General features: G+C 65.0%; 14 protein-coding genes. 6 read left to right on the top strand and 8 right to left on the bottom strand.

Annotated elements, in window-relative coordinates; translation table 11 throughout:
• The first annotated feature begins 319 nt into the window (after positions 1-319).
• Both AC07WT_RS05335 and gluQRS read left to right on the top strand, forming a co-directional pair.
• Positions 320-1,183 (top strand): sulfurtransferase, encoded by an 864-nt coding sequence (locus tag AC07WT_RS05335; protein ID WP_494946309.1) that lies wholly within the window; start codon positions 320-322, stop codon positions 1,181-1,183.
• A 42-nt stretch (positions 1,184-1,225) separates the two neighbouring features.
• On the top strand, positions 1,226-2,119 hold the full coding sequence (gluQRS, locus tag AC07WT_RS05330) for a tRNA glutamyl-Q(34) synthetase GluQRS (RefSeq protein ID WP_494946308.1): 894 nt from the start codon (positions 1,226-1,228) through the stop codon (positions 2,117-2,119).
• 72 nt (positions 2,120-2,191) lie between these two features.
• On the opposite strand, the gene AC07WT_RS05325 is transcribed toward gluQRS, so the two are convergent.
• The 6 genes from AC07WT_RS05325 to purT all read right to left on the bottom strand — a co-directional run bounded on the left by AC07WT_RS05325 (position 2,192) and on the right by purT (position 9,639).
• Positions 2,192-3,652 carry a DEAD/DEAH box helicase gene (locus AC07WT_RS05325; protein ID WP_494946307.1) on the bottom strand — a complete coding sequence of 487 codons (1,461 nt, stop codon included), beginning with the start codon at positions 3,650-3,652 and terminating at the stop codon, positions 2,192-2,194.
• A gap of 471 nt (positions 3,653-4,123) precedes the next feature.
• Positions 4,124-5,560 (bottom strand): aldehyde dehydrogenase family protein, encoded by a 1,437-nt coding sequence (locus AC07WT_RS05320; RefSeq protein WP_494946306.1) that lies wholly within the window; start codon positions 5,558-5,560, stop codon positions 4,124-4,126.
• 140 nt (positions 5,561-5,700) lie between these two features.
• The gene (locus AC07WT_RS05315) at positions 5,701-7,353 is read right to left on the bottom strand and encodes an acetolactate synthase large subunit (RefSeq protein ID WP_492595436.1); all 1,653 of its coding nucleotides are present in this window, start codon (positions 7,351-7,353) and stop codon (positions 5,701-5,703) included.
• A gap of 272 nt (positions 7,354-7,625) precedes the next feature.
• A complete protein-coding gene (locus tag AC07WT_RS05310; protein ID WP_494946305.1) occupies positions 7,626-7,994 on the bottom strand; it encodes an MliC family protein in 369 nt (122 codons plus the stop codon).
• 113 nt (positions 7,995-8,107) lie between these two features.
• Positions 8,108-8,320, bottom strand: coding sequence for a DUF6726 family protein (locus AC07WT_RS05305; RefSeq protein WP_492595434.1), 213 nt, complete (start codon positions 8,318-8,320; stop codon positions 8,108-8,110).
• A 104-nt stretch (positions 8,321-8,424) separates the two neighbouring features.
• Entirely contained in the window at positions 8,425-9,639 is a 1,215-nt protein-coding gene (gene purT, locus AC07WT_RS05300; RefSeq protein WP_492595433.1) for a formate-dependent phosphoribosylglycinamide formyltransferase, read from the bottom strand.
• A gap of 460 nt (positions 9,640-10,099) precedes the next feature.
• On the opposite strand from purT, the gene AC07WT_RS05295 reads away from it, so the two are divergent.
• Together AC07WT_RS05295 and AC07WT_RS05290 are read left to right on the top strand one after the other, a co-directional pair.
• The gene (locus AC07WT_RS05295; protein WP_494948381.1) at positions 10,100-10,627 is read left to right on the top strand and encodes an META domain-containing protein; all 528 of its coding nucleotides are present in this window, start codon (positions 10,100-10,102) and stop codon (positions 10,625-10,627) included.
• A gap of 315 nt (positions 10,628-10,942) precedes the next feature.
• Complete coding sequence (locus AC07WT_RS05290) at positions 10,943-14,785, top strand: FtsK/SpoIIIE family DNA translocase (RefSeq protein WP_494946304.1); 3,843 nt, start codon at positions 10,943-10,945, stop codon at positions 14,783-14,785.
• Between the two features lie 92 nt (positions 14,786-14,877).
• On the opposite strand, the gene AC07WT_RS05285 is transcribed toward AC07WT_RS05290, so the two are convergent.
• Positions 14,878-16,035, bottom strand: a complete 1,158-nt coding sequence (locus AC07WT_RS05285; RefSeq protein ID WP_494946303.1) for a lactonase family protein — start codon at positions 16,033-16,035, stop codon at positions 14,878-14,880.
• Between the two features lie 349 nt (positions 16,036-16,384).
• Between AC07WT_RS05285 and AC07WT_RS05280 the strand changes: the two genes are divergently transcribed.
• Entirely contained in the window at positions 16,385-16,537 is a 153-nt protein-coding gene (locus tag AC07WT_RS05280) for a DUF3096 domain-containing protein (RefSeq protein WP_115104110.1), read from the top strand.
• A 277-nt stretch (positions 16,538-16,814) separates the two neighbouring features.
• Here the strand turns inward: AC07WT_RS05280 and AC07WT_RS05275 are convergent, their stop codons facing one another.
• Positions 16,815-17,060: a hypothetical protein gene (locus tag AC07WT_RS05275; protein WP_492595430.1), complete on the bottom strand. Its 246-nt coding sequence runs from the start codon at positions 17,058-17,060 to the stop codon at positions 16,815-16,817.
• Between the two features lie 230 nt (positions 17,061-17,290).
• Between AC07WT_RS05275 and AC07WT_RS05270 the strand changes: the two genes are divergently transcribed.
• Positions 17,291-19,171, top strand: coding sequence for a glycoside hydrolase family 15 protein (locus tag AC07WT_RS05270; RefSeq protein ID WP_494946302.1), 1,881 nt, complete (start codon positions 17,291-17,293; stop codon positions 19,169-19,171).
• Positions 19,172-19,347 lie beyond the last annotated feature (176 nt).

Below are 19,347 nucleotides of genomic sequence, written 5' to 3'. Positions count from 1 at the left end.
GTTAGCCGTTCGGCCCAGGGGCTAAATGCGTGAGCACCGCGCGCCGGCGTCCGGCGGCGGGGAACGGTTTGAACAACGGGTTTGAACGACGTGCGCAATCTGTGCGCCTCGATCGCTCGAAGGCGTACGTCGGGCGCCAACTCGGCCCAAAATCGTGCGCGATTTGCGCTGCCGCAACAGGCTGGCCGTTCGGCCGAGTCGGTCGAAGCGCCGGCTTGAGGGATAATACGGGTTTCGCCCTTTCGACGTGGCCGCGCCACACGGCGGCTCAATACGCGCCGTTCTCACGCCGCTGGCCGCTTTTTACCGCTGGACAAACATGAGCATCGTCAATCTCGCCGCGTATCACTTCGCGACTATCGAAAACACAGCCGCATGGCGGCCTTTCGTCACCGAGCGCTGCAACGCGCTCGGCTTGCGCGGCACCGTGCTGCTGGCGCCGGAAGGCATTAATCTGTTCGTCGCCGGCACGCGCGGCGCCGCGGACGCGTTTATCGACTACATCCGCCACGATCCGCTGTTCGAGGGCAAGTTCGCGAATCTGCAATTCAAGGAAAGCCTGTCGGAAAAGCAGCCGTTTCGCCGCATGCTGGTCAAGCTCAAGCGCGAGATCATCACGATGAAAAAGCCGGCGATCCGGCCGGAACTCGGCCGCGCGCCGTTCGTCGACGCACCCACGCTGAAAACCTGGCTCGACCGCGGCCACGACGACGAAGGCCGGCCGGTCGTGATGCTCGACACGCGCAACGCGTTCGAAGTGGACGTCGGCACCTTCGACGACGCGCTCGACTACCGCATTACGAAATTCAGCGACTTTCCCGAAGTCATCGAGCAAAACCGTGCCGACCTCGAGGGCAAGACGGTCGTGTCCTTCTGCACCGGCGGGATTCGTTGCGAGAAGGCCGCGATCCATATGAAGGAAGTCGGCATCGGGAACGTGTATCAGCTCGAAGGCGGCATCCTGAAGTATTTCGAGGAAGTGGGCGGCGCGCATTACCACGGCGACTGCTTCGTGTTCGACTATCGCACCGCGCTCAATCCGCAACTGGAACCGACCGCGACCGTGCAATGCTTCGGCTGCCGCGCGGTGGTGACACCGGAAGCGCAGCAATCGCCGTTGTATGTGGCGGGCAAGACGTGTCCGGAATGCCATCCGGACAGCAAGGCTGCGCGCGCCGCGTGATGAACGCACGCCCTTGCGCGCAATAATCCACCCGTCAAACCCATGACTTATCGCGGACGCTTTGCGCCATCTCCTACGGGGCCGTTGCATTCCGGCTCGCTGGCAAGCGCGCTCGCAAGCTGGCTGGACGCGCGTGCGCATGGCGGCGCATGGCTCGTGCGCATCGAAGACATCGACGCTCCGCGCACTGTTCCAGGCGCCGCCGAAGACATACTCGCCACGCTCGAGCGTTTCGGCATGCACGCCGACGAGCCGCCGGTCTGGCAAAGCCGGCGCATCGCACGGTATCAGGAAACATTGGAGCAGCTGAAGGCTACCGGCTTGATCTACCCGTGCGGCTGCACGCGCAAGGAGATTGCCGATTCGTTATTGCATGCGCACGCGCGCAACACCACACTCGCGTACCCCGGCACGTGCCGCGACGGCCTGCATGGCAAACCTGCGCGCGCATGGCGTTTGCGCGTGCCGGACGGCGACGCGGCGGTGATTGCATTCGAAGACCGTTGGCAGGGCACGCAGACACAGAATCTGGCCACCGAGGTCGGTGATTTCGTGTTGAAGCGAGCGGACGGCCAGTGGGCGTACCAACTGGCGGTGGTGGTGGACGACGCCGACGCGGGCATGACGCACATCGTACGAGGCGCGGACCTGATGGATTCGACGGCGCGGCAGATTTACTTGCAGCGCTGCCTCGGCGTGCCGACGCCCGAGTACCTGCATGTGCCGGTCGTCACGAACGACCAGGGTGAAAAGCTCAGCAAGCAAAACGGCGCAATCGCGCTGGATGCTGAAAAACCGCTTGAAGCGCTCAGCGCAGCCGCACGGCATCTCGGACTGGAGTCAGGGAGCGCCGGGCACGCGACGCTAGAAGGCTTTTATGCTGCCGCAACGTCGGCATGGGCACAGCGAATGGGTGTGCGCAAAACGGGAAAATAGAACACAGATTCCAGATGTGCCACTACCGTGCCGGCGCGAGGATCCCGCTTAGGCCAAAGAGCAGATAAAAAATCAGGAAGAAGACTTTCTCTGCATCCCAAACCCACCCAACAGCGCAGCCAACGGCTGCTTGGACGACGACTTCTGCGGAGCCGCAGACGCGGCAGCCTCTTCGACTTTCCGAACGGAAGAAGGCGACGGCTCATACGGCTTGAGGAAGAAATCATCCACAGGCTGAGCGCGATGATGATGCGGCCGATCGAACGAAGCCGAAGAAGCGGCCCCGGAACGGCGGCGCCCCGGCCGCTCATCGCGCCCTTCGCGCTCACGCCGCGGCGCCCGCTCTTCATGGTGATGCCGCACCGGCGTATCGACAGTCAAGCGTTGCACATCCAGCGGCCGCTTGATCAGCTTCTCGATATCGGCGAGCTGCTTACGCTCATTCGGGCTGCACAACGACAAAGCATCGCCGGAAGCGCCAGCACGCCCGGTGCGCCCGATCCGGTGCACATAATCTTCCGCATTGAACGGCAGATCGAAATTGATAACAGCAGGCAGCTCGACAATATCCAACCCACGCGCCGCCACGTCAGTAGCGACCAGCGCCTCGATCTCGCCACGCTTGAAAGCGTCCAAAGCCTGCATCCGCTCATTCTGCGTGCGGTCGCCGTGAATCGCAGTAGCGACCACGCCATCGCGCTCCAGACTACGCGCCAGACGGCTTGCGCCAATCTTGCTGTTACAGAACACGATCACCTGCTTGAGGCCGCGTTCACGAATCAGTTGCACCACCGCGCCGGTCTTGTCGCCTTCGGCGACTTCATAAACGATCTGCGTCACATTGGTCGCAGTCGAATTGCTGCGCGCGACTTCGATCGTCTGAGGATTGCGCAGATAAGTGGCCGCGAGCTTCTTGATTTCGCCCGAGAACGTGGCCGAAAACAGCAGCGTCTGACGCTCCTTCGGCAGCAGGTTCAGGATGCGCTGCAGATCGGGCAGGAAGCCCATGTCGAGCATCCGGTCAGCTTCGTCGAGCACGAGGATCTGCACCTGGCCGAGGTTGGCGGTTTTCTGTTGCACGTGATCGAGCAAACGGCCTGGCGTGGCGATCAGGATTTCGACGCCGCGGCGAAGTTGCTCGGATTGCGGATTCATATCGACGCCGCCGAACACCACGGCGCTGCGCAGCGCCGTGTGCCTGGCATACGCCTGCACGTTCGCGGCGACCTGGTCGGCCAGTTCGCGGGTCGGCGTGAGGATCAGCGCGCGCACCGGATGGCGGGCGGGCGACGCGCTCGTGCTGGCCTGCGGCAGCAAGCGCTGGATGATCGGCAGCGAGAAGCTGGCCGTCTTGCCGGTGCCGGTTTGCGCGGCGCCCATGACGTCACGCCCGGCCAGCACGACGGGAATCGCCTGCGCCTGGATCGGCGTAGGCGTGGTGTAGCCCGATTCTTTGACGGCTTTCAGGATGTCGGGCGCGAGACCGAATTGATCAAAAGTCTCAGTGCTGGGCGTGACGGCTGTGTCGGACATGGTGGCTTTCGCTAAAAATGCGCTTGGCGCGTGCGCGCGGCAGCGGTCGGAACCGCAGAGGGCATCAGGATGAAGGCGGAGCCACGGCGTTCCGCACGGGACCCGTCGGTATTGCGGGAAAAAATGCGGCCGGCTCCGGCCGGCGGAAACACCCGCCGGAAAGGCCGGTATTGTAGCACTTCAGCAAAAACACTCATGGCGCATGTGCCGGCTTTCTGCCTACGCCGGCGAAAGCTGCCCGGGCGCCCCGGTCAACCGGCCGTCCGGGCAGGCTTTGGCGGATCGCAACCCGGCACGGGGCGCCTCGCTGGCAGCGTAGTTCGTGCAGACGACAGTTGCGTGACAGCAGCTATGCCGCGCCCGCCCTGCCGCCCGACGCCAGTAACCGGCTCGGGGGTGGATTCCGGCGCACAAACTGCGTCCGTAGGCCCCGCGCGCTAACGACATCGCCGCCGCGCACCACCTCACCCGTCACCACGTCTCGCGCATCACCATCAACCGCATCTCGGTCATATCCTCGATCGCGTAGCGCACGCCCTCGCGCCCCAGCCCCGAATCCTTCACGCCGCCATACGGCATGTTGTCGACCCGGAACGACGGCACGTCGTTGATCACCACGCCGCCCACTTCGAGCACGTCCCACGCGCGATGCGCATGCGCGAGCGAGTCGGTGAACACGCCGGCTTGCAGGCCGAAGTCGCTGTCGTTGACAGTAGCCAGCGCCGCGTCGAAATCGTCGAAACGCTCCAGCATCGCCACTGGGCCAAAGGCTTCCTTGCGATACAGATCGGTGTCGCGCTTCACGCCCTCGAGCAGCGTCGCCTCGAACATCGCGCCCTCGACCTTGCCGCCCGCGACGATTTTCGCGCCCGCCTGCACCGCGCTTTCCATCCAGCCGGCAAGGCGCCTGGATTCCGACTCGGAGATCATCGGCCCGACAAAGGTCTTTTCGTCTTTCGGATCGCCCATCACCAGCGACTTCGTCTTCGCGATCAGTTTTTCGCGCAGCGCGTCGTAAACCTTCGCATGCACCAGTATCCGCTGCACGCCGATGCAACTCTGCCCCGACTGGTAGAACGCGCCGAACGCAAGCCGGTCGACCACGTAATCGAGCTTGCCGCCCTGATCGCCGTCGACGATCGCCGCCGCGTTGCCGCCCAGCTCCAGAATCACCTTCTTCTTGCCGGCCTTCTTCTTCAGCTCCCAGCCGACCGCCGGCGAACCGGTGAACGACAGCAGCTTGAAACGCTCGTCGGTTGTGAACAGATCCGCGCCATCCCGATGCGCGGGAAGGATCGAGAATGCGCCTTTCGGCAAGTCCGTTTCCGCCAGAATCTCGCCCATGATCAGCGCGCCGACCGGCGTGCGGCTCGCGGGTTTCAGCACGAACGGCACGCCCGCGGCGATCGCCGGCGCAACCTTATGCGCGGTCAGATTCAACGGAAAATTGAACGGCGATATGAACGAGCACGGACCGATCGGCACGCGCTTCACATAGCCGTGATAGCCCTTCGCGCGCGGTGAAATCTCCAGATTGACGATCTCGCCGTCAATGCGCACCGACTCTTCGGCCGCCACCTTGAACGTATCGATCAGCCGCGTGACTTCGCCTTTCGAGTCGTTGATCGGCTTGCCGGCTTCGATACACAGCGCGAGCGCCAGTTCGTCGTAACGCTCGCGAAAGCGCTTCACACAGTGTTCCAGCACGGCCTGGCGCTTGAAGGGTGGAAACGCGCGCAAGCCGGGCAACGCGTCGACGGCATAACCGATCGCCTTGTCGATGGCGGCCGCGTCGGCCATCGCGACGCGAGTCGCCACTTCGCCGCTGAATTTGTCGGTGACTTCGAGATCGGTGTTGGCGGCCACCGCTTCGTTGGCGAGGTAGTACGGGTAAGTCTTCTGCAACATGACGCGTTCTCCTTGATCCGATGCATGGTCAGCAGCGATGCAGCCAGCAAGGGCCATGCCCTGCCACCTCGGGTCCGCTTACTACGCCTACTACGCTTACCGCGCGGACCCGCGCTGCCCGTCTGCCGCGTGCGTGCCACTTACAGTTGCGCGCTCAGCCGCTTGATCTCGCGATTGAGCACGCGCTCGTTGTCCGAGTAATCGATCGGCACGTCGATGACGTGCACACCGGGTGTCGCGAAACATTCGCGCAGCAACGGCGCGAAGTCCGCCGCCGACTCGACCCGATGCCCGATCGCCCCATAACTCTGCGCATACGCGACGAAATCGGGGTTGCGCAGCGTCATGCCGTAGTCGGGGAAATTCATGTTCTCCTGCTTCCAGCGGATCATGCCGAACGCGTCGTCGCGCAGAATCAGGATCACCAGATCGAGCTTGAGGCGCACCGCCGTCTCGAGCTCCTGCGAATTCATCATGAAGCCGCCGTCGCCGCAGACGGCCATCACCTTGCGATCCGGATGCACGATCCTGGTCGCGATCGCCGAAGGCAAACCGGCGCCCATCGAAGCCAGCGCATTGTCGAGCAGCAGCGAATTCGGTTCGTGCGCGCGGTAGTAGCGCGCGAACCAGATCTTGTACATGCCGTTGTCCAGACACACGATGCCGTCCACCGGCGTGGTCTCGTAGACGTCGTTGACGATCCGCACCGGATACATCGGAAAGCGGTCGTCGTGCTGGCCCTTCACCAGGTGCTCTTCGAAGTGCTGCTTGATCTCCTTGAAGCGCGTGAAATCCCAATGTTCCTTACGCTCCTTGAGACTTTCCTTCAGCTGCCACACCGCGTTGGCGATATCGCCGACCACTTCGATTTGCGGGAAATACACCGTATCGACTTCCGCACCCAGGAAGTTCACATGAATCACGGTCTTCTCACCCGCTTCGCCGCTGCGCATGAAGAACGGCGGCTTCTCGATCACGTCGTGGCCGACGTTGATGATGCAGTCCGCGTGGTCGATCGCGCGATGCACGAAGTCGCCGTCCGAGAGCGTGGCGTTGCCGAGCCACATCGGATGCGATTCGTCGATCACGCCCTTGCCCATCTGCGTCGTGAAGAATGGAATGCCGATCTGGTCGACGAATTCGCGCAGCATCCGCGTGGTGGTCTTGCGATTGCCGCCCGCGCCGATCATCAGCAACGGGTGCTTCGCGTTGGTGATCGCCTCGACCGCGCGCGCGACCGCTTTTTCCTCGGCGACCGGACGGCGGCTGTAGCTCTTCGGAATCGGCTTGCCGTCGCCCTCTTCGTGCGCGACGTCTTCGGGCAACTCCAGATGCGTGGCGCCGGGCCGCTCTTCCTCGGCCTGGCGGACCGCCTCGCGCACCGCCGCCGGAATGTTGGCGATCGACACGATCTGCCGCGTGTATTTGGTGAGCGGCTCCATCATCCGCACCACGTCGACGATCTGGAAATGCCCCTGCTTGCTCGACTTGATCGGCTTTTGCCCGGTCACCATCAGCATCGGCATGCCGCCCAGCTGCGCGTACGCGGCGGCGGTCACGAAATTGGTCGCGCCGGGCCCGAGGGTGGCGAGACACACACCGGTGCGTCCGGTGAGGCGCCCATAAGTGGCGGCCATGAAACCGGCCGCCTGCTCGTGACGCGTGAGGATCAGACGGATTTTCGAGCGGCGCAGCGATTCGAGCAGATCGAGATTTTCTTCACCGGGGATACCGAACACATACTCGACACCTTCGGCTTCCAGCGATTTGACGAACAGGTCCGATGCTTTCATGGAGGGTCTCGCTTGACGAAACGACGCGGGCCATCAGCCCGCGCGTTGAGGTCCGGGAACGGACGATGATCGAAGACGGCCGCCGCGCCGGCAAAGCGCGGCATGGTCTGCAGGGCACAGCGGGGCACTGCGGGGCACGGTCGGATATAGCGAATGCCATGCCGGACAGCTTACTACTCGAACGGAAAAGATGTGCGCAGGCGGGCGATACCGCGATGCAGAAGGTCAGACGAGGCAAGCGGCGGCACGGTAAAGAAGCCGCCACGTCATGCTCAGCGATTGAGAGTGATGCAGTCGGACAGCACAGGCGGCGCGTTTTCGCCGTCCATTGCGTCGTACAGGTCGGCGCGCGGGCCTTTGGTCCACCACGTGTAGCTGCCGGCCTGATACTTCGCGCCGGAGGCCGACATGGTGTTGACGAAGAGCAGTTGCTGGCCCTTCACCGGCACGAGTGCGAAGCTCTGGCCGTTCGCCGCGTTCCAGTATGTCACTTGCAGGATCTTGCCGGTCGCGCAGGTGTATTTCTGCGTTTGCCGGTTTTGGGTCTGAATCTCGGCGAGCCGCAATGGCGCGGCCCATGCGTTGCCGTACAGCGCCGCGAAACTCACCGCCGCGGTTACTGCAACAAGCCATTTCTTCATCGGACGCCTCGATTGTTGTTGCGCATCATGCATGGGCGGCACGCTGGCGGAGCGCTTCCGGGCCGCCCACGGCCCGCTGCTGAATCGCTGATGAATCGCCGATCGGGCCCGCCTTATGGATCGATCACGTCGGCGCACGCATCGGTCGGCGCAGCGGCGACGTGACCGACCAGCGGCACGATCTTCAAACCCGCCGAGGCGACCCGGCACGGCGCGGCAGCAAGGCCGCACCCGGTCATCCCGGCACACAGCGCGAGCAGTACGCCGAGTGCGCCAAGCCGGCCAAACGTCCCACGCCGCGTATTCTTGCGGGATTCCAGGACCATACCTACCTCTACTTCAACAATTCAGGATTCGCGCGCTGCGGGTTTGCAAAGCGCGCGGGTTACTTCATTGCATGTCGATACGGTCCGGCGCGCTTCGGCACGCGTTACTTCGCGGAAACCGGATGCACCGCCGCCGCAGCCTGCTTCGCCCGCGAGCGCGCTTCGTCGATGTTCTCGCCGGTGGCGAGCGCCACGCCCATGCGACGCTTGACGAAACTCTCCGGCTTGCCGAAGAGGCGCAGATCCGCATTCGGCACCGCCAACGCCGCCGCGACACCTTCGAAAGCAATGCCTGCTTCGTCCAGACCGCCGTAAATCACCGCCGACGCCCCCGGCGCGCGCAGCGAAATATCCACCGGCAAACCGAGGATCGCGCGCGCATGCAACTCGAACTCCGAAAAGCGCTGCGAGCACAGCGTGACGAGACCCGTATCGTGCGGACGCGGGCTGACTTCCGAGAACCATACGTCATCGCCGCGTACAAAAAGTTCCACGCCGAACAGGCCCCTGCCGCCCAATGCCGCAGTCACTTTGTGCGCCACTTCGCGCGAGCGTTCGAGCGCGAGCGGGCTCATCGGCTGCGGCTGCCACGACTCGACGTAGTCGCCCGCCACTTGCACGTGGCCGATCGGATCGCAGAAATAGGTATCGACTTCGCCGCTCGCCGGATCGATCGCGCGCACGGTCAGCTGGGTAATTTCGTATTCGAAGTCGATAAAACCTTCGACGATCACGCGGCCATGATTCACACGGCCGCCGGCCATCGCGTATTGCCAGGCGGGTTCGACGTCGGCGTCGCTCTTCAGCACCGACTGCCCCTTGCCCGACGACGACATCACCGGCTTCACCACACACGGGTAGCCGACCTTGGCGATGCCCGCGCGCAATTCGTCGAGCGAATCGGCGAACGCGTACGGCGAGGTCGGCAGGCCGAGGTCTTCGGCGGCGAGACGCCGGATGCCTTCGCGGTTCATCGTCAGTTGCGTGGCGCGCGCGGTCGGGATCACTTCGGCGAGACCGTCGGTTTCGATCGCGGCGAGCGCGTCGGTGGCGATCGCTTCGATCTCGGGGACGATCAGATGCGGGCGTTCCTGTTCGACCAGCGCGCGCAACGCGGCGCGGTCGGTCATGTCGATCACGTGCGAGCGGTGCGCGACCTGGTGGCCCGGCGCGTTCGGGTAACGGTCGACCGCGATCACTTCGACGCCCAGCCGTTGCAGCGCGATGATCACTTCCTTGCCGAGCTCGCCGGCGCCGAGCAGCATAACGCGCGTGGCGGATTCAGAAAGCGGTGTGCCGATCCGTTGGCCGATCTGCATGGGGTCTCCAGATAAAAGTCGGATGAGGGTGGGATTGAGTGGAACACGATGTTAACATGCACACCCCGATGCGCACCCCGATGCACACCCCGACATCATCCCTCGCCGCGCCTCGCTCGCCGGCCGCAGCGCAGTCTGCGCGCAAGGCGCGCGACAGCGCTGCGGCGCCCTCGGCACGCCGTTGCGCTCGCGTGCGGCGAGCTTAGTGCGTTACCCTTACGCCTTCGCCAGTTTGAAGAGGAACGACGCCATGCTCCAAAGCTCCTCCGCGCGACGTGTTGCGCGCTTCATCGCAACGTGTTGTGCGCCGTCGACGGCAGCGCAGCCTGCAACGCCGTCGTCCACGTTGTCCGCAGCGTCCCGGGCCACGTCGCAAGTCGCGCCGCCTGCGCCGCGCGCGGCCCATGCAGCGACCAGCCGCCGTGCCGTCACGCCGGCCGGTCCGCCGCTGCGTGCTTATCTGCGTATTTGGCTGCGTACTTGCCTGCGTGCTCATGCGCGCACCGCCGTCGCCGCGTTGAGCGTGGCTGCGCTGTGCAGCGCCTGCGCGATGCCGAAACATCCCGACTCGGAAGCCGCGCCGCCCGACCCGTTCAACCCGGCCGCGACGCAACTGCTCGACGACACCGGCTGGGTGCTCTCGGGCTGGAAGCAGGCCGACGGCACGGCGCGCGCGGTTCCGCCCGCGGCTCAGGGCGCGCCGATCACGCTCGTGCTGTCCACTGACAAAGGCCAGCGCCACGCCAGCGGTTTTTCCGGCTGCAACCGCTACATGGGCTCGTACACGCTGAAAGACGGCAAGCTGAGCTTCGGCACGCTGGGCGGCACGCGCATGGCGTGCATGACGCCGGGCGGACAGATCGAAGGCGCGTATCTCAACGCGCTCGCGCACATCGACCGTACCGGCGTGCAAATGCGCGAGCCGCAGCAGATGCAGCTGGTGCTCGATAACGGCGACACGCTGACGTTCGACCGCAGCGCAAAATGACTGGACCATTCGGTCTGGGCCATTCGGTCTGGACCATTCGGTCTTTGCCATTCGGTCTTTGCCATTCGGTCTGGACCATGCGGTCCGGGCCATGCGGTCCGGACGGTACGGCGGCCTGCTTGCCGCCGCTGCTGTCCGCGTGACGCGTACCGGTTGTCGCGGCAGCCGTTGTTTTTTATCGACGGCAGGCCGCGCGCCGGTCTGCTTTCCCACTGGACGCAAGCAAACTTGCGTCTGCCTTCGAAGCATCGGGCTTCGCCGGTTTAAACTCGACGGATTGCGTTTTTACGCGTCCGTCATTCGTTGATGTCTAGCATGCACACGGTAGTTTTCGGCTGGTTCGGCGGGTCGGCCATCTGGTTCATTCCTCTTTTGTGGCGCCTCGTGAAGTCGGCGCTGCCGGGCGGCGCAGGTTTGCGCGGCCCCGGCACGATCCGCCTTTGGCTCGGCTTTGTCTGCGTGATGGTGGCGAGCTGCACGCTGGAGGCGTCGCTGATCGGCGCGGTGGGCGTCAATGGTGCCGGACATGCGCTGGCGGCTGGCTTCGGTCATCTGCTCGGCCATATCGGCACGCCGCTCGCGGCGCTCGCGCTGCTGGCGATCAGCTTGCCCTGGCTGCTCGACTTCCGCTGGCGCGACGTCGCGGTATGGGCCGACGGCGCGTTCGGCCTCGGCCTGTCGCGCGGCCTCGCCAAACGCGACGAGGAAGCGCGCCGCCATCGCAGCGTCGATGACGGTTTGCCGTCGCACGTTTCGCCGTCCGCCAATACGATGGCGCCCAAAAACAACGGACGCACCGGACGTTATGCACGCCCGACCGTCTGGCGGCCGCCGGCGAGCGGGCGCGGCACGGCTGCGGCTGCGGCGGGGGCAGCGGGTGTGACGGGTGTGACGGGTGTGGCTTCGGCAGGCAAGGACGCAGCGGCGCACGGCGCCGGGGCGACCTGGCGCGCCGGCGGTGTGAAGCCGCGCAGCCAGACACAGCAAGCCGAGCCGGCAGCGCGGACGTCGTCCGGAACGCCGCCGCACCAGGCGCCGGTAACGAGACAAGCGCTGAACCAGGACAGGACCGCGGCATGGATGCCCGCCGAGCCGGTTGCGCCGGCCGGATGGTTGCGCGATCCGGCAGCGGCGCCCCGCGGCCCGGCATCCTCGACGGCATCGGGAGCGGGATCGCGCGCGGCCCCAGCTCGCGATGGCGGCTCGCAGATGGGCCGGCGCCCGGCCGGGGAGCAACGGCCGGCGGGTTCCATCGGCATTGGCGCGGGTGCGGCAGGCCTGGCCGGCGCAGCAGTCGCGCCGGCCGTTGCGGCACACGCGTCGCAAGCGATGAATGCCGCGCGAACAGTTTCAGGGACCGCAGCGAATGCGGCTGCAGGTTCCACTTCCGGAGTGAACCGTCCGTCCGCGCTGCCGGGCGCTGCAAGCGCCGTGTCTTCAGGCAGCCGGCCCACGTCCGCCGGGCAAACGTTCGCGGCCACCCCGCGGGCGAACCTCGCCGCGACACCGGTTGCGCGCCGTCCGGCTCCGCTCAACTCGCCGGCGCCCAGTTACACGCGGCCTATGGCGACGACGCAGCCGGTCACGCCGCCCGCCAGCGTGCAGGAAACCCTTCGCAGCATCGAGGAAAACGCCGCGCGCTGGACCGATCTCGCCGGTGTAAGTCTCGCGCGCAGCACCGGCGTGGAAACGGCGACGGTGACGACGGTTTCGCCGGCTCCCGCGTTTGCTCCTGTCGAAGCCTTCACTGCGGCACCGGTCACCGCCGTCGCGCCGGCTCAGGCCTTTGCGGCTGAACCCTATGCGTCCGACGCGCAGACAGAAGCGCCGCCCCCCGTAGAAAACAACTCGGCGCCGAGCGCGGTGCAAACCGGAAGCAACGCAAACGCGCATGCTGAACCTGCGCGAACGTTACATCAGTCGGCTGCGCCTTCGCCAGTGACAACGTCGAATGTTGCTACCGCCGCAGCCGAGGATGCTGCAAACGCAGCGCACGCAGGACAGCCTACGTCTGCCGCTTCGCCGCAGATCGGAGCTCCGGGCAGCGCAAGCACCCCGGCGGCGCATATCGAGCGGAACGAGCCGATCCAGACGCAAGCACCTGTCATCGCGGCGGCGCCGATCGCCGATGTCGTCATCGATAAAACCCTGGTGCCCTGGGAAACCAGGATCGATGCCGTCGCGCCGCTGGGCGCGGCTTCGTCGGCAGGTGCGCAACGCGTGAGCAGCGCCACCGCGTCGAGCGATACCGCAGCCACGCATCACACCATGCCATCGCTGCACGTCGTGAACGCGAGCGACGCGGCCGCGCAAATCGAAGCCGACCCGATGGACTCCCCCGCCCTGTCGGATATGCCGGAAACATCGGACGCGGCTGCTGCCGCATCGCCGCAAAGCGCGCCGCGCGCGTCGAACGTTGTCCGCTTCCCTGGCTTCGCGGCGCAAGCCGAACCGGCAGCAACTGACGATTTCGCCGAGGAGCGGACCGGCGTTTCGACGACCGAGCCGATCGCGTCAACCGCGCCATCGTCAGCGCCGTTCACCGCCGAACCGGCGGCCGAACCGGCGGCCGAGCCCGCCGAATCTGCCGAATCTGCCGAATCCGCAGTCCCGCGTGCGCCGCTGCGCGGCCACAGCCCGACCAACGGTTTCGAGTTCCGCGCGCCCGCCGCGTCGATGGTCGAATTGCCCACGCTCGATCTGCTCGCGTGTGCCGACACCGATGTCGAACCGGTCTCCGAAGAAAAGCTCATCGAGACCGGGCTCCTGATCGAGCAGCGCCTGCAGGAATTCAAAGTGCCCGTGACGGTGGTCGGCCACTCGGCCGGCCCGGTCATTACCCGCTTCGAAATCGAGCCGGCGCTCGGCGTGCGCGGCAGCCAGATCGTCGGCTTGATGAAGGACCTGTCGCGCGGCCTCGGTCTCACGTCGATCCGCGTAGTCGAGACGATTCCGGGCAAGACCTGCATGGGCCTCGAGTTGCCGAACGCGAAGCGCCAGACGATCCGCTTGTCCGAAATTCTCGAAGCGAACGTCTACCAGAACTCGCATTCGCAGCTGACGCTGGCGATGGGCAAGGACATCACCGGCCATCCGGTGGTCGCCGATCTGGCGAAGGCGCCGCACATGCTGGTCGCGGGCACGACCGGTTCGGGCAAGTCGGTCGCGATCAACGCGATGATCTGCTCGCTGCTCTTCAAGGCGACGCCCGACGAAGTGCGCCTGATCATGATCGATCCGAAGATGCTGGAGCTGTCGGTCTACGAAGGCATTCCGCACCTGCTCGCGCCGGTCGTCACCGATATGAAGCTGGCGGCCAACGCGTTGAACTGGTGTGTCGGCGAAATGGAAAAACGCTACCGCCTGATGTCGGCGGTCGGCGTGCGCAATCTGGCCGGTTTCAACCAGAAAATCCGCGACACCGAAGCCACGGGCAAGAAGCTCGGCAATCCGTTCTCGCTCACGCCCGAAGCGCCTGAGCCGCTCGCGCCCCTGCCGCTCATCGTGGTGGTGATCGACGAGCTGGCCGACCTGATGATGGTTGCGGGCAAGAAGATCGAAGAGCTGATCGCGCGGCTCGCGCAAAAGGCCCGCGCCGCCGGCATCCACCTGATTCTCGCGACGCAGCGGCCGTCAGTGGACGTGATCACCGGCCTCATCAAGGCAAACATTCCGACGCGGGTTGCGTTCCAGGTGTCGTCGAAGATCGACTCACGCACGATTCTCGATCAGATGGGCGCGGAATCGCTGCTCGGCCAGGGCGACATGCTGTTCCTGCCGCCGGGCACGGGTTACCCGCAGCGTGTGCACGGCGCGTTCGTCGCCGACGAGGAAGTGCATCGGATCGTCGAGTATCTGAAGCAGTTCGGCGAGCCGCAATACGAGGAAGGCATTCTCGACGGCCCGGCCACCGAAGGCGGCGCGGCGCAGGACCTGTTCGGCGAAACGCCGGACGCCGAAGCCGATCCGCTCTACGACGAAGCCGTCGCCTTCGTGGTGCGCACGCGGCGCGCGTCGATCTCGTCGGTGCAGCGGCAATTGCGCATCGGCTACAACCGCGCGGCGCGCCTCGTCGAGCAGATGGAGACAGCGGGCCTGGTGTCGGCAATGGGCATCAACGGCAGCCGCGAAGTGCTCGCACCGGGACCGGCTGAATAGCCGCAGCAAAGCCAGCCATAAAAAACGGGCCGCTACGAGCGGCCCGTTTTTTATTCAACGCGTGTCTTCACATCACACGCGTCACCCAATCCTCATGACGGCGAAACCAGCTTGAAATCCACCGGCGAGCCGATGTCGAAGCGCTTCGGATTCGCCTCGAGCAAACCGGTCTGCTGATCGCGCCTGAACACGTACACGGTGTCGCTGTTCTGATTACCGACGATCAGCCAGTTGCCGGTCGGGTCGATCGCGAATTCACGCGGCGACTTGCCGAGGCTCGACTGATGCCCGATCTTCTTCAGGCGGCCGTTGCCCGGGTCGACAGAGAAGATCACGATCTCGTTCGCATCGCCGCGATTGGAGGCATACAGAAAGCGCCCATCCGGCGACAGATGGATCGCCGCGGCGCCCACCGCGCCCTTGAAGCCCGGCTCCGTCAGCGGCAACGTCTGCACTTGCGCAAGCTTGCCGTCGTTGTACTCGAAAGTGCTGACCGTAGCGTTAAGCTCGCTCGCCAGGTACGCATGCTTGCCGTCGACGCCGAACACCAGATGGCGCGGGCCGGTGCCGGCCTTCTCCTGGGTGTAGCGCGAGTCGGTCGGGCCGAACAGGCCGCGGCTGCCGTCGGGCGTGTAGCGGTACGAGTACAGCTTGTCGGCGCCGAGATCCTGCGCGAACAGGTAACGGCCGTCCGGCGAGAACACCGTCGAATGCACGTGCGAGTTGTCCTGGCGGCCCTTCACGGGACCGCCGCCTTCGTGATGCACCGTGAGCACCGAGGCTCCGACCTGGCCGTCCGCCTGCAACGGGAACACCGCGAAGCTGCCGCCCGGGTCGGCGGCCACCGAATAGTTCGCGCTCAGCAGATACTTGCCGTCCGGCGACAGGCTCAGATAGCACGGATCATTGCCGTCCGACGAGACCTTGTTGAGGAAGCTCAGCTGGCCGCTCGCGGCGTCGAAGCGGAATGCGCTGATGCCGCCGCGCTGCGTCGCCGGGCCGTTGTCGCCGGGCAATTCGTTGACCGCGTACACGAAGCGGCGGTCACGGCTGACCACCAGATACGACGGGTTGACCGTCTGCGCGACCGATACGCGGGTCGCCTCGCCGGTCTTCGTGTCGAAGCGATAGACGTAGAGTCCTTCGCTCTTGCTGCCCGTATAAGTGCCGACCAGCAGGTCATAGACGCCGTCGGCGGGAGCCGGACCGGCATCTTGCGCAAACGCATGCGACGCAACAATCGAGACCATGAGCACGAAACCTTTTATGATCGAGCGGGCGGAGCGCAAAGGAGCCGGCCGTCCGGCGAATCCTGCCGTTGACGGTAACGGCGAAGCAGAGCTTGAAACGGCGCGCACCGCGGCCGGGGCACCACGAAGCATACGACCTCCTGGACATCGGTTATTGGGTTGAATCGGTTGTAATGTGTCTCTGGTCTGCCGCGCCGCCGGTCGAGCACTGTAGTTGTCGACGCAAGTATAAAAGCGTTGCACCGGATCATGCAGCCAATCCGGCTACCGGTTATCGGTGTGCACGAGCAGCAATCGTTCCCGCCTCACAGGTCGTTTTCTCAATCGAGTCTCACACCACGGAGTCTTCATGAACGTCACACTCAGCCTGGGCCCGCTCGTTTCGTTGATCGCCGGCATTCTGATTCTCGTCATGCCGCGCCTGTTGAACTACATCGTCGCGCTCTATCTGATCATCATCGGCATCATTGGACTCTTCGGCGTGGGGTCGTCGCACTTCTGAGCGGCGGCAGACGGCAGCGAGGGATAGACGGCCGGGAGCGGTGCGAGCCCGGCGACCGGTCCGCATGAGCGCGGCCGGGTATAGGAAAGAAGCGAAGGAAGCGAAACGAACGGCACGCGCGGTGACGGTTGCCGTGACGAGGAGCCTGGCTGTAACACCTGGCGGCAGACTGCGGGCAGACTACGGACGAACTGCGCGGGCAAACTGCGCGGGCAAACTGCGCGGGCAAACTGCGCGGGCAAACTGCGCGAGGCCGAAGCCCGCGCCTCCGGGATAGTCAGCCGTTCGACAGCTGCTCGAGCCGCAGGCGCCCCTGCAGCGACAGCGCGCCGACGGCATAATGGCCGTCACGTTCGCGGTAATGGCGGAAGCAGGCCCGTTCGCTCAGGAAGGCCGCGGCGGCCAGCATCCCGTTGCGGGACAGGCCGAGGCGGCTAGGGTCGAGCGGCAACATCGAATCGTCGGCAAGTTCGCTGGCGGCCGAGAGAATCGTGATGCAATCGGATTTCGACGGGTTCAGCATGGCTTTTGTCCTCCGAGACGGCGTCTGCACGCGCTAGGGGCAAGACCGATGCGCCAGGCGGAAGGCGTGGCGCAGCAGGTTGAAGTCCGATTGTAGGCAGTGATTTGACAATTTACCAACTCGCGTTTTGCCTCATTGCGCGCTGACCCAAAGCGCATCGCGCGAGTCCGGTAGTAACAACGACACCAAGCGCAGCGGCCATGGCCGCGCGCACTAGAGACACGCTCCCCATGCCCGCACTCATCGAAGACTATGCACTCATCGGCGACGGCCACACGGCTGCGCTCGTCTCCCGCGAAGGTTCCGTCGACTGGCTGTGCTGGCCGCGCTTCGACTCCGGCGCCTGCTTCGCCGCCCTGCTCGGCACGCCCGACAACGGCCGCTGGCTGATTGCGCCGGTCTGCGACACGCCGCCGACGATCACGCGCCGTTATCGCGGCGAAACCCTGATCCTCGAAACCGATTTCGACACGCCCGAGGGCGCGGTCACGCTGATCGATTTCATGCCGCCGGGCAACGGCTGGTCGGAGATGGTTCGGATCGTGGTGGGCAAACGCGGCGCCGTGCGCATGCGGATGGAACTCGTGCTGCGCTTCGATTACGGCTTTTCGATTCCGTGGGTCGACCGCCTGAAGCACGACAGCGGCATCAAGGCGATCGCCGGCCCGGACACCGCGGTACTGCGCACGCCGGTCGAACTGCGCGGCGAGAACATGAAGACCGTCGCGGAATTCACCGTCACCGCAGGCGAGCGGGTGCCGTTTTCGCTGGCTTACGCCGCCTCGCATCTGCGCATTCCGCCCGGGCGCGATCCGTACACGGCGCTCGCGCGCACCGAGAATCACTGGCTCGAATGGTCGTCGCGCTGCACCGTCGGGGGCAAGTGGGCCGAGCCGATCCGCCGCTCGCTGATCACGCTGAAGGCGCTCGCCTACGAACCGACCGGCGGAATCGTCGCCGCGCCCACCACCTCGCTGCCGGAACAGCTCGGCGGCGCGCGCAACTGGGACTACCGCTACTGCTGGCTGCGCGACGCCACCATCACACTGCTGGCGATGATGCGCGGCGGCTATTACGACGAAGCGCGCGCGTGGCGCACCTGGCTCGGCCGCGTAATGGCCGGCGCGCCGGACCAGTTGCAGATCATGTACGGCATCGCCGGCGAACGGCGTCTGCCCGAGTTCGAAATCGACTGGCTGCCGGGCTATCAGGACGCGCGACCGGTGCGGATCGGCAACAACGCGGTCGGCCAGCGGCAACTGGACGTTTACGGCGAGGTGATGAACGCGCTGCATCTGGCGCGCGTGGGCGGCCTGCAGGCGGACGACACCGCGTGGAACGTGCAACGCGCGCTGCTCCGCCACCTCGACACGATCTGGCTCGAACCGGACGAAGGCATCTGGGAAACGCGCGGCGGACCCCAGCATTTCACCTTCTCGAAGGTGATGGCGTGGGTCGCCTTCGACCGCGCGATCCAGTCGGCGGAAAAGTTCAAGCTGGACGGCCCGCTCGACGATTGGCGCGCGACCCGCGCGAAAATCCACGCAGAGGTGTGCGCGAACAGCTGGAATCCGGCGCTCAACGCGTTTTCGCAGTTCTACGGCAGCGACCAGCTCGATGCGAGCGTGTTGCTGATGCCGCTGGTCGGCTTCCTGCCGCCGGACGATCCGCGCATCAAAGGCACGGTGGCGGCGATCGAAAAAGATCTGATGCGTGACGGCTTCGTGATGCGCTACCGCACCACTGAATACGACGACGGCCTGCCGCCCGGAGAAGGCACCTTCCTCGCGTGCTCGTTCTGGATGGTGGACAACCTCGCGCTGCAAGGCCGCATCGATGAGGCCCATACGATGTACGAACGGCTGCTCGCGCTGTGCAACGACGTCGGTTTGCTGTCTGAAGAATACGATCCCACCGCGAAGCGCCTCGTCGGCAATTTCCCGCAGGCGTTTTCGCATGTGGCGCTGGTGCACACCGGTTTGAACCTGATGAAGCATGAGCAGAAAATGGCCGAGGCCACCGGCCAGCCACCTCATAACGGCATCGGAGAGGCACAACTTAAGGCTGCGGCAAGCCCTGATAGCGGCGCGGCAGCATCGCCAGTAGCATGATCTAATGACAGTTTGAGCGTCCGTCGCGCGCAAATTGCTGCATTGCACAAATACGCTTTGTTCGATATGATCACCCCGACCGTCGGCCGAAAATCAATGCGCCAACAAACAACCAATACGGCCTGCCGCAACGCCACAGCGTGTTTGCGAAGCCCCATGCGAACCGCTTAAGTACG

This window comes from Paraburkholderia sp. GW821-FHT02A12 (genome assembly GCF_059422005.1).
Note: the sequence above shows the minus strand (reverse complement) of the source record. Positions and strands in the feature narration are given on the sequence as shown.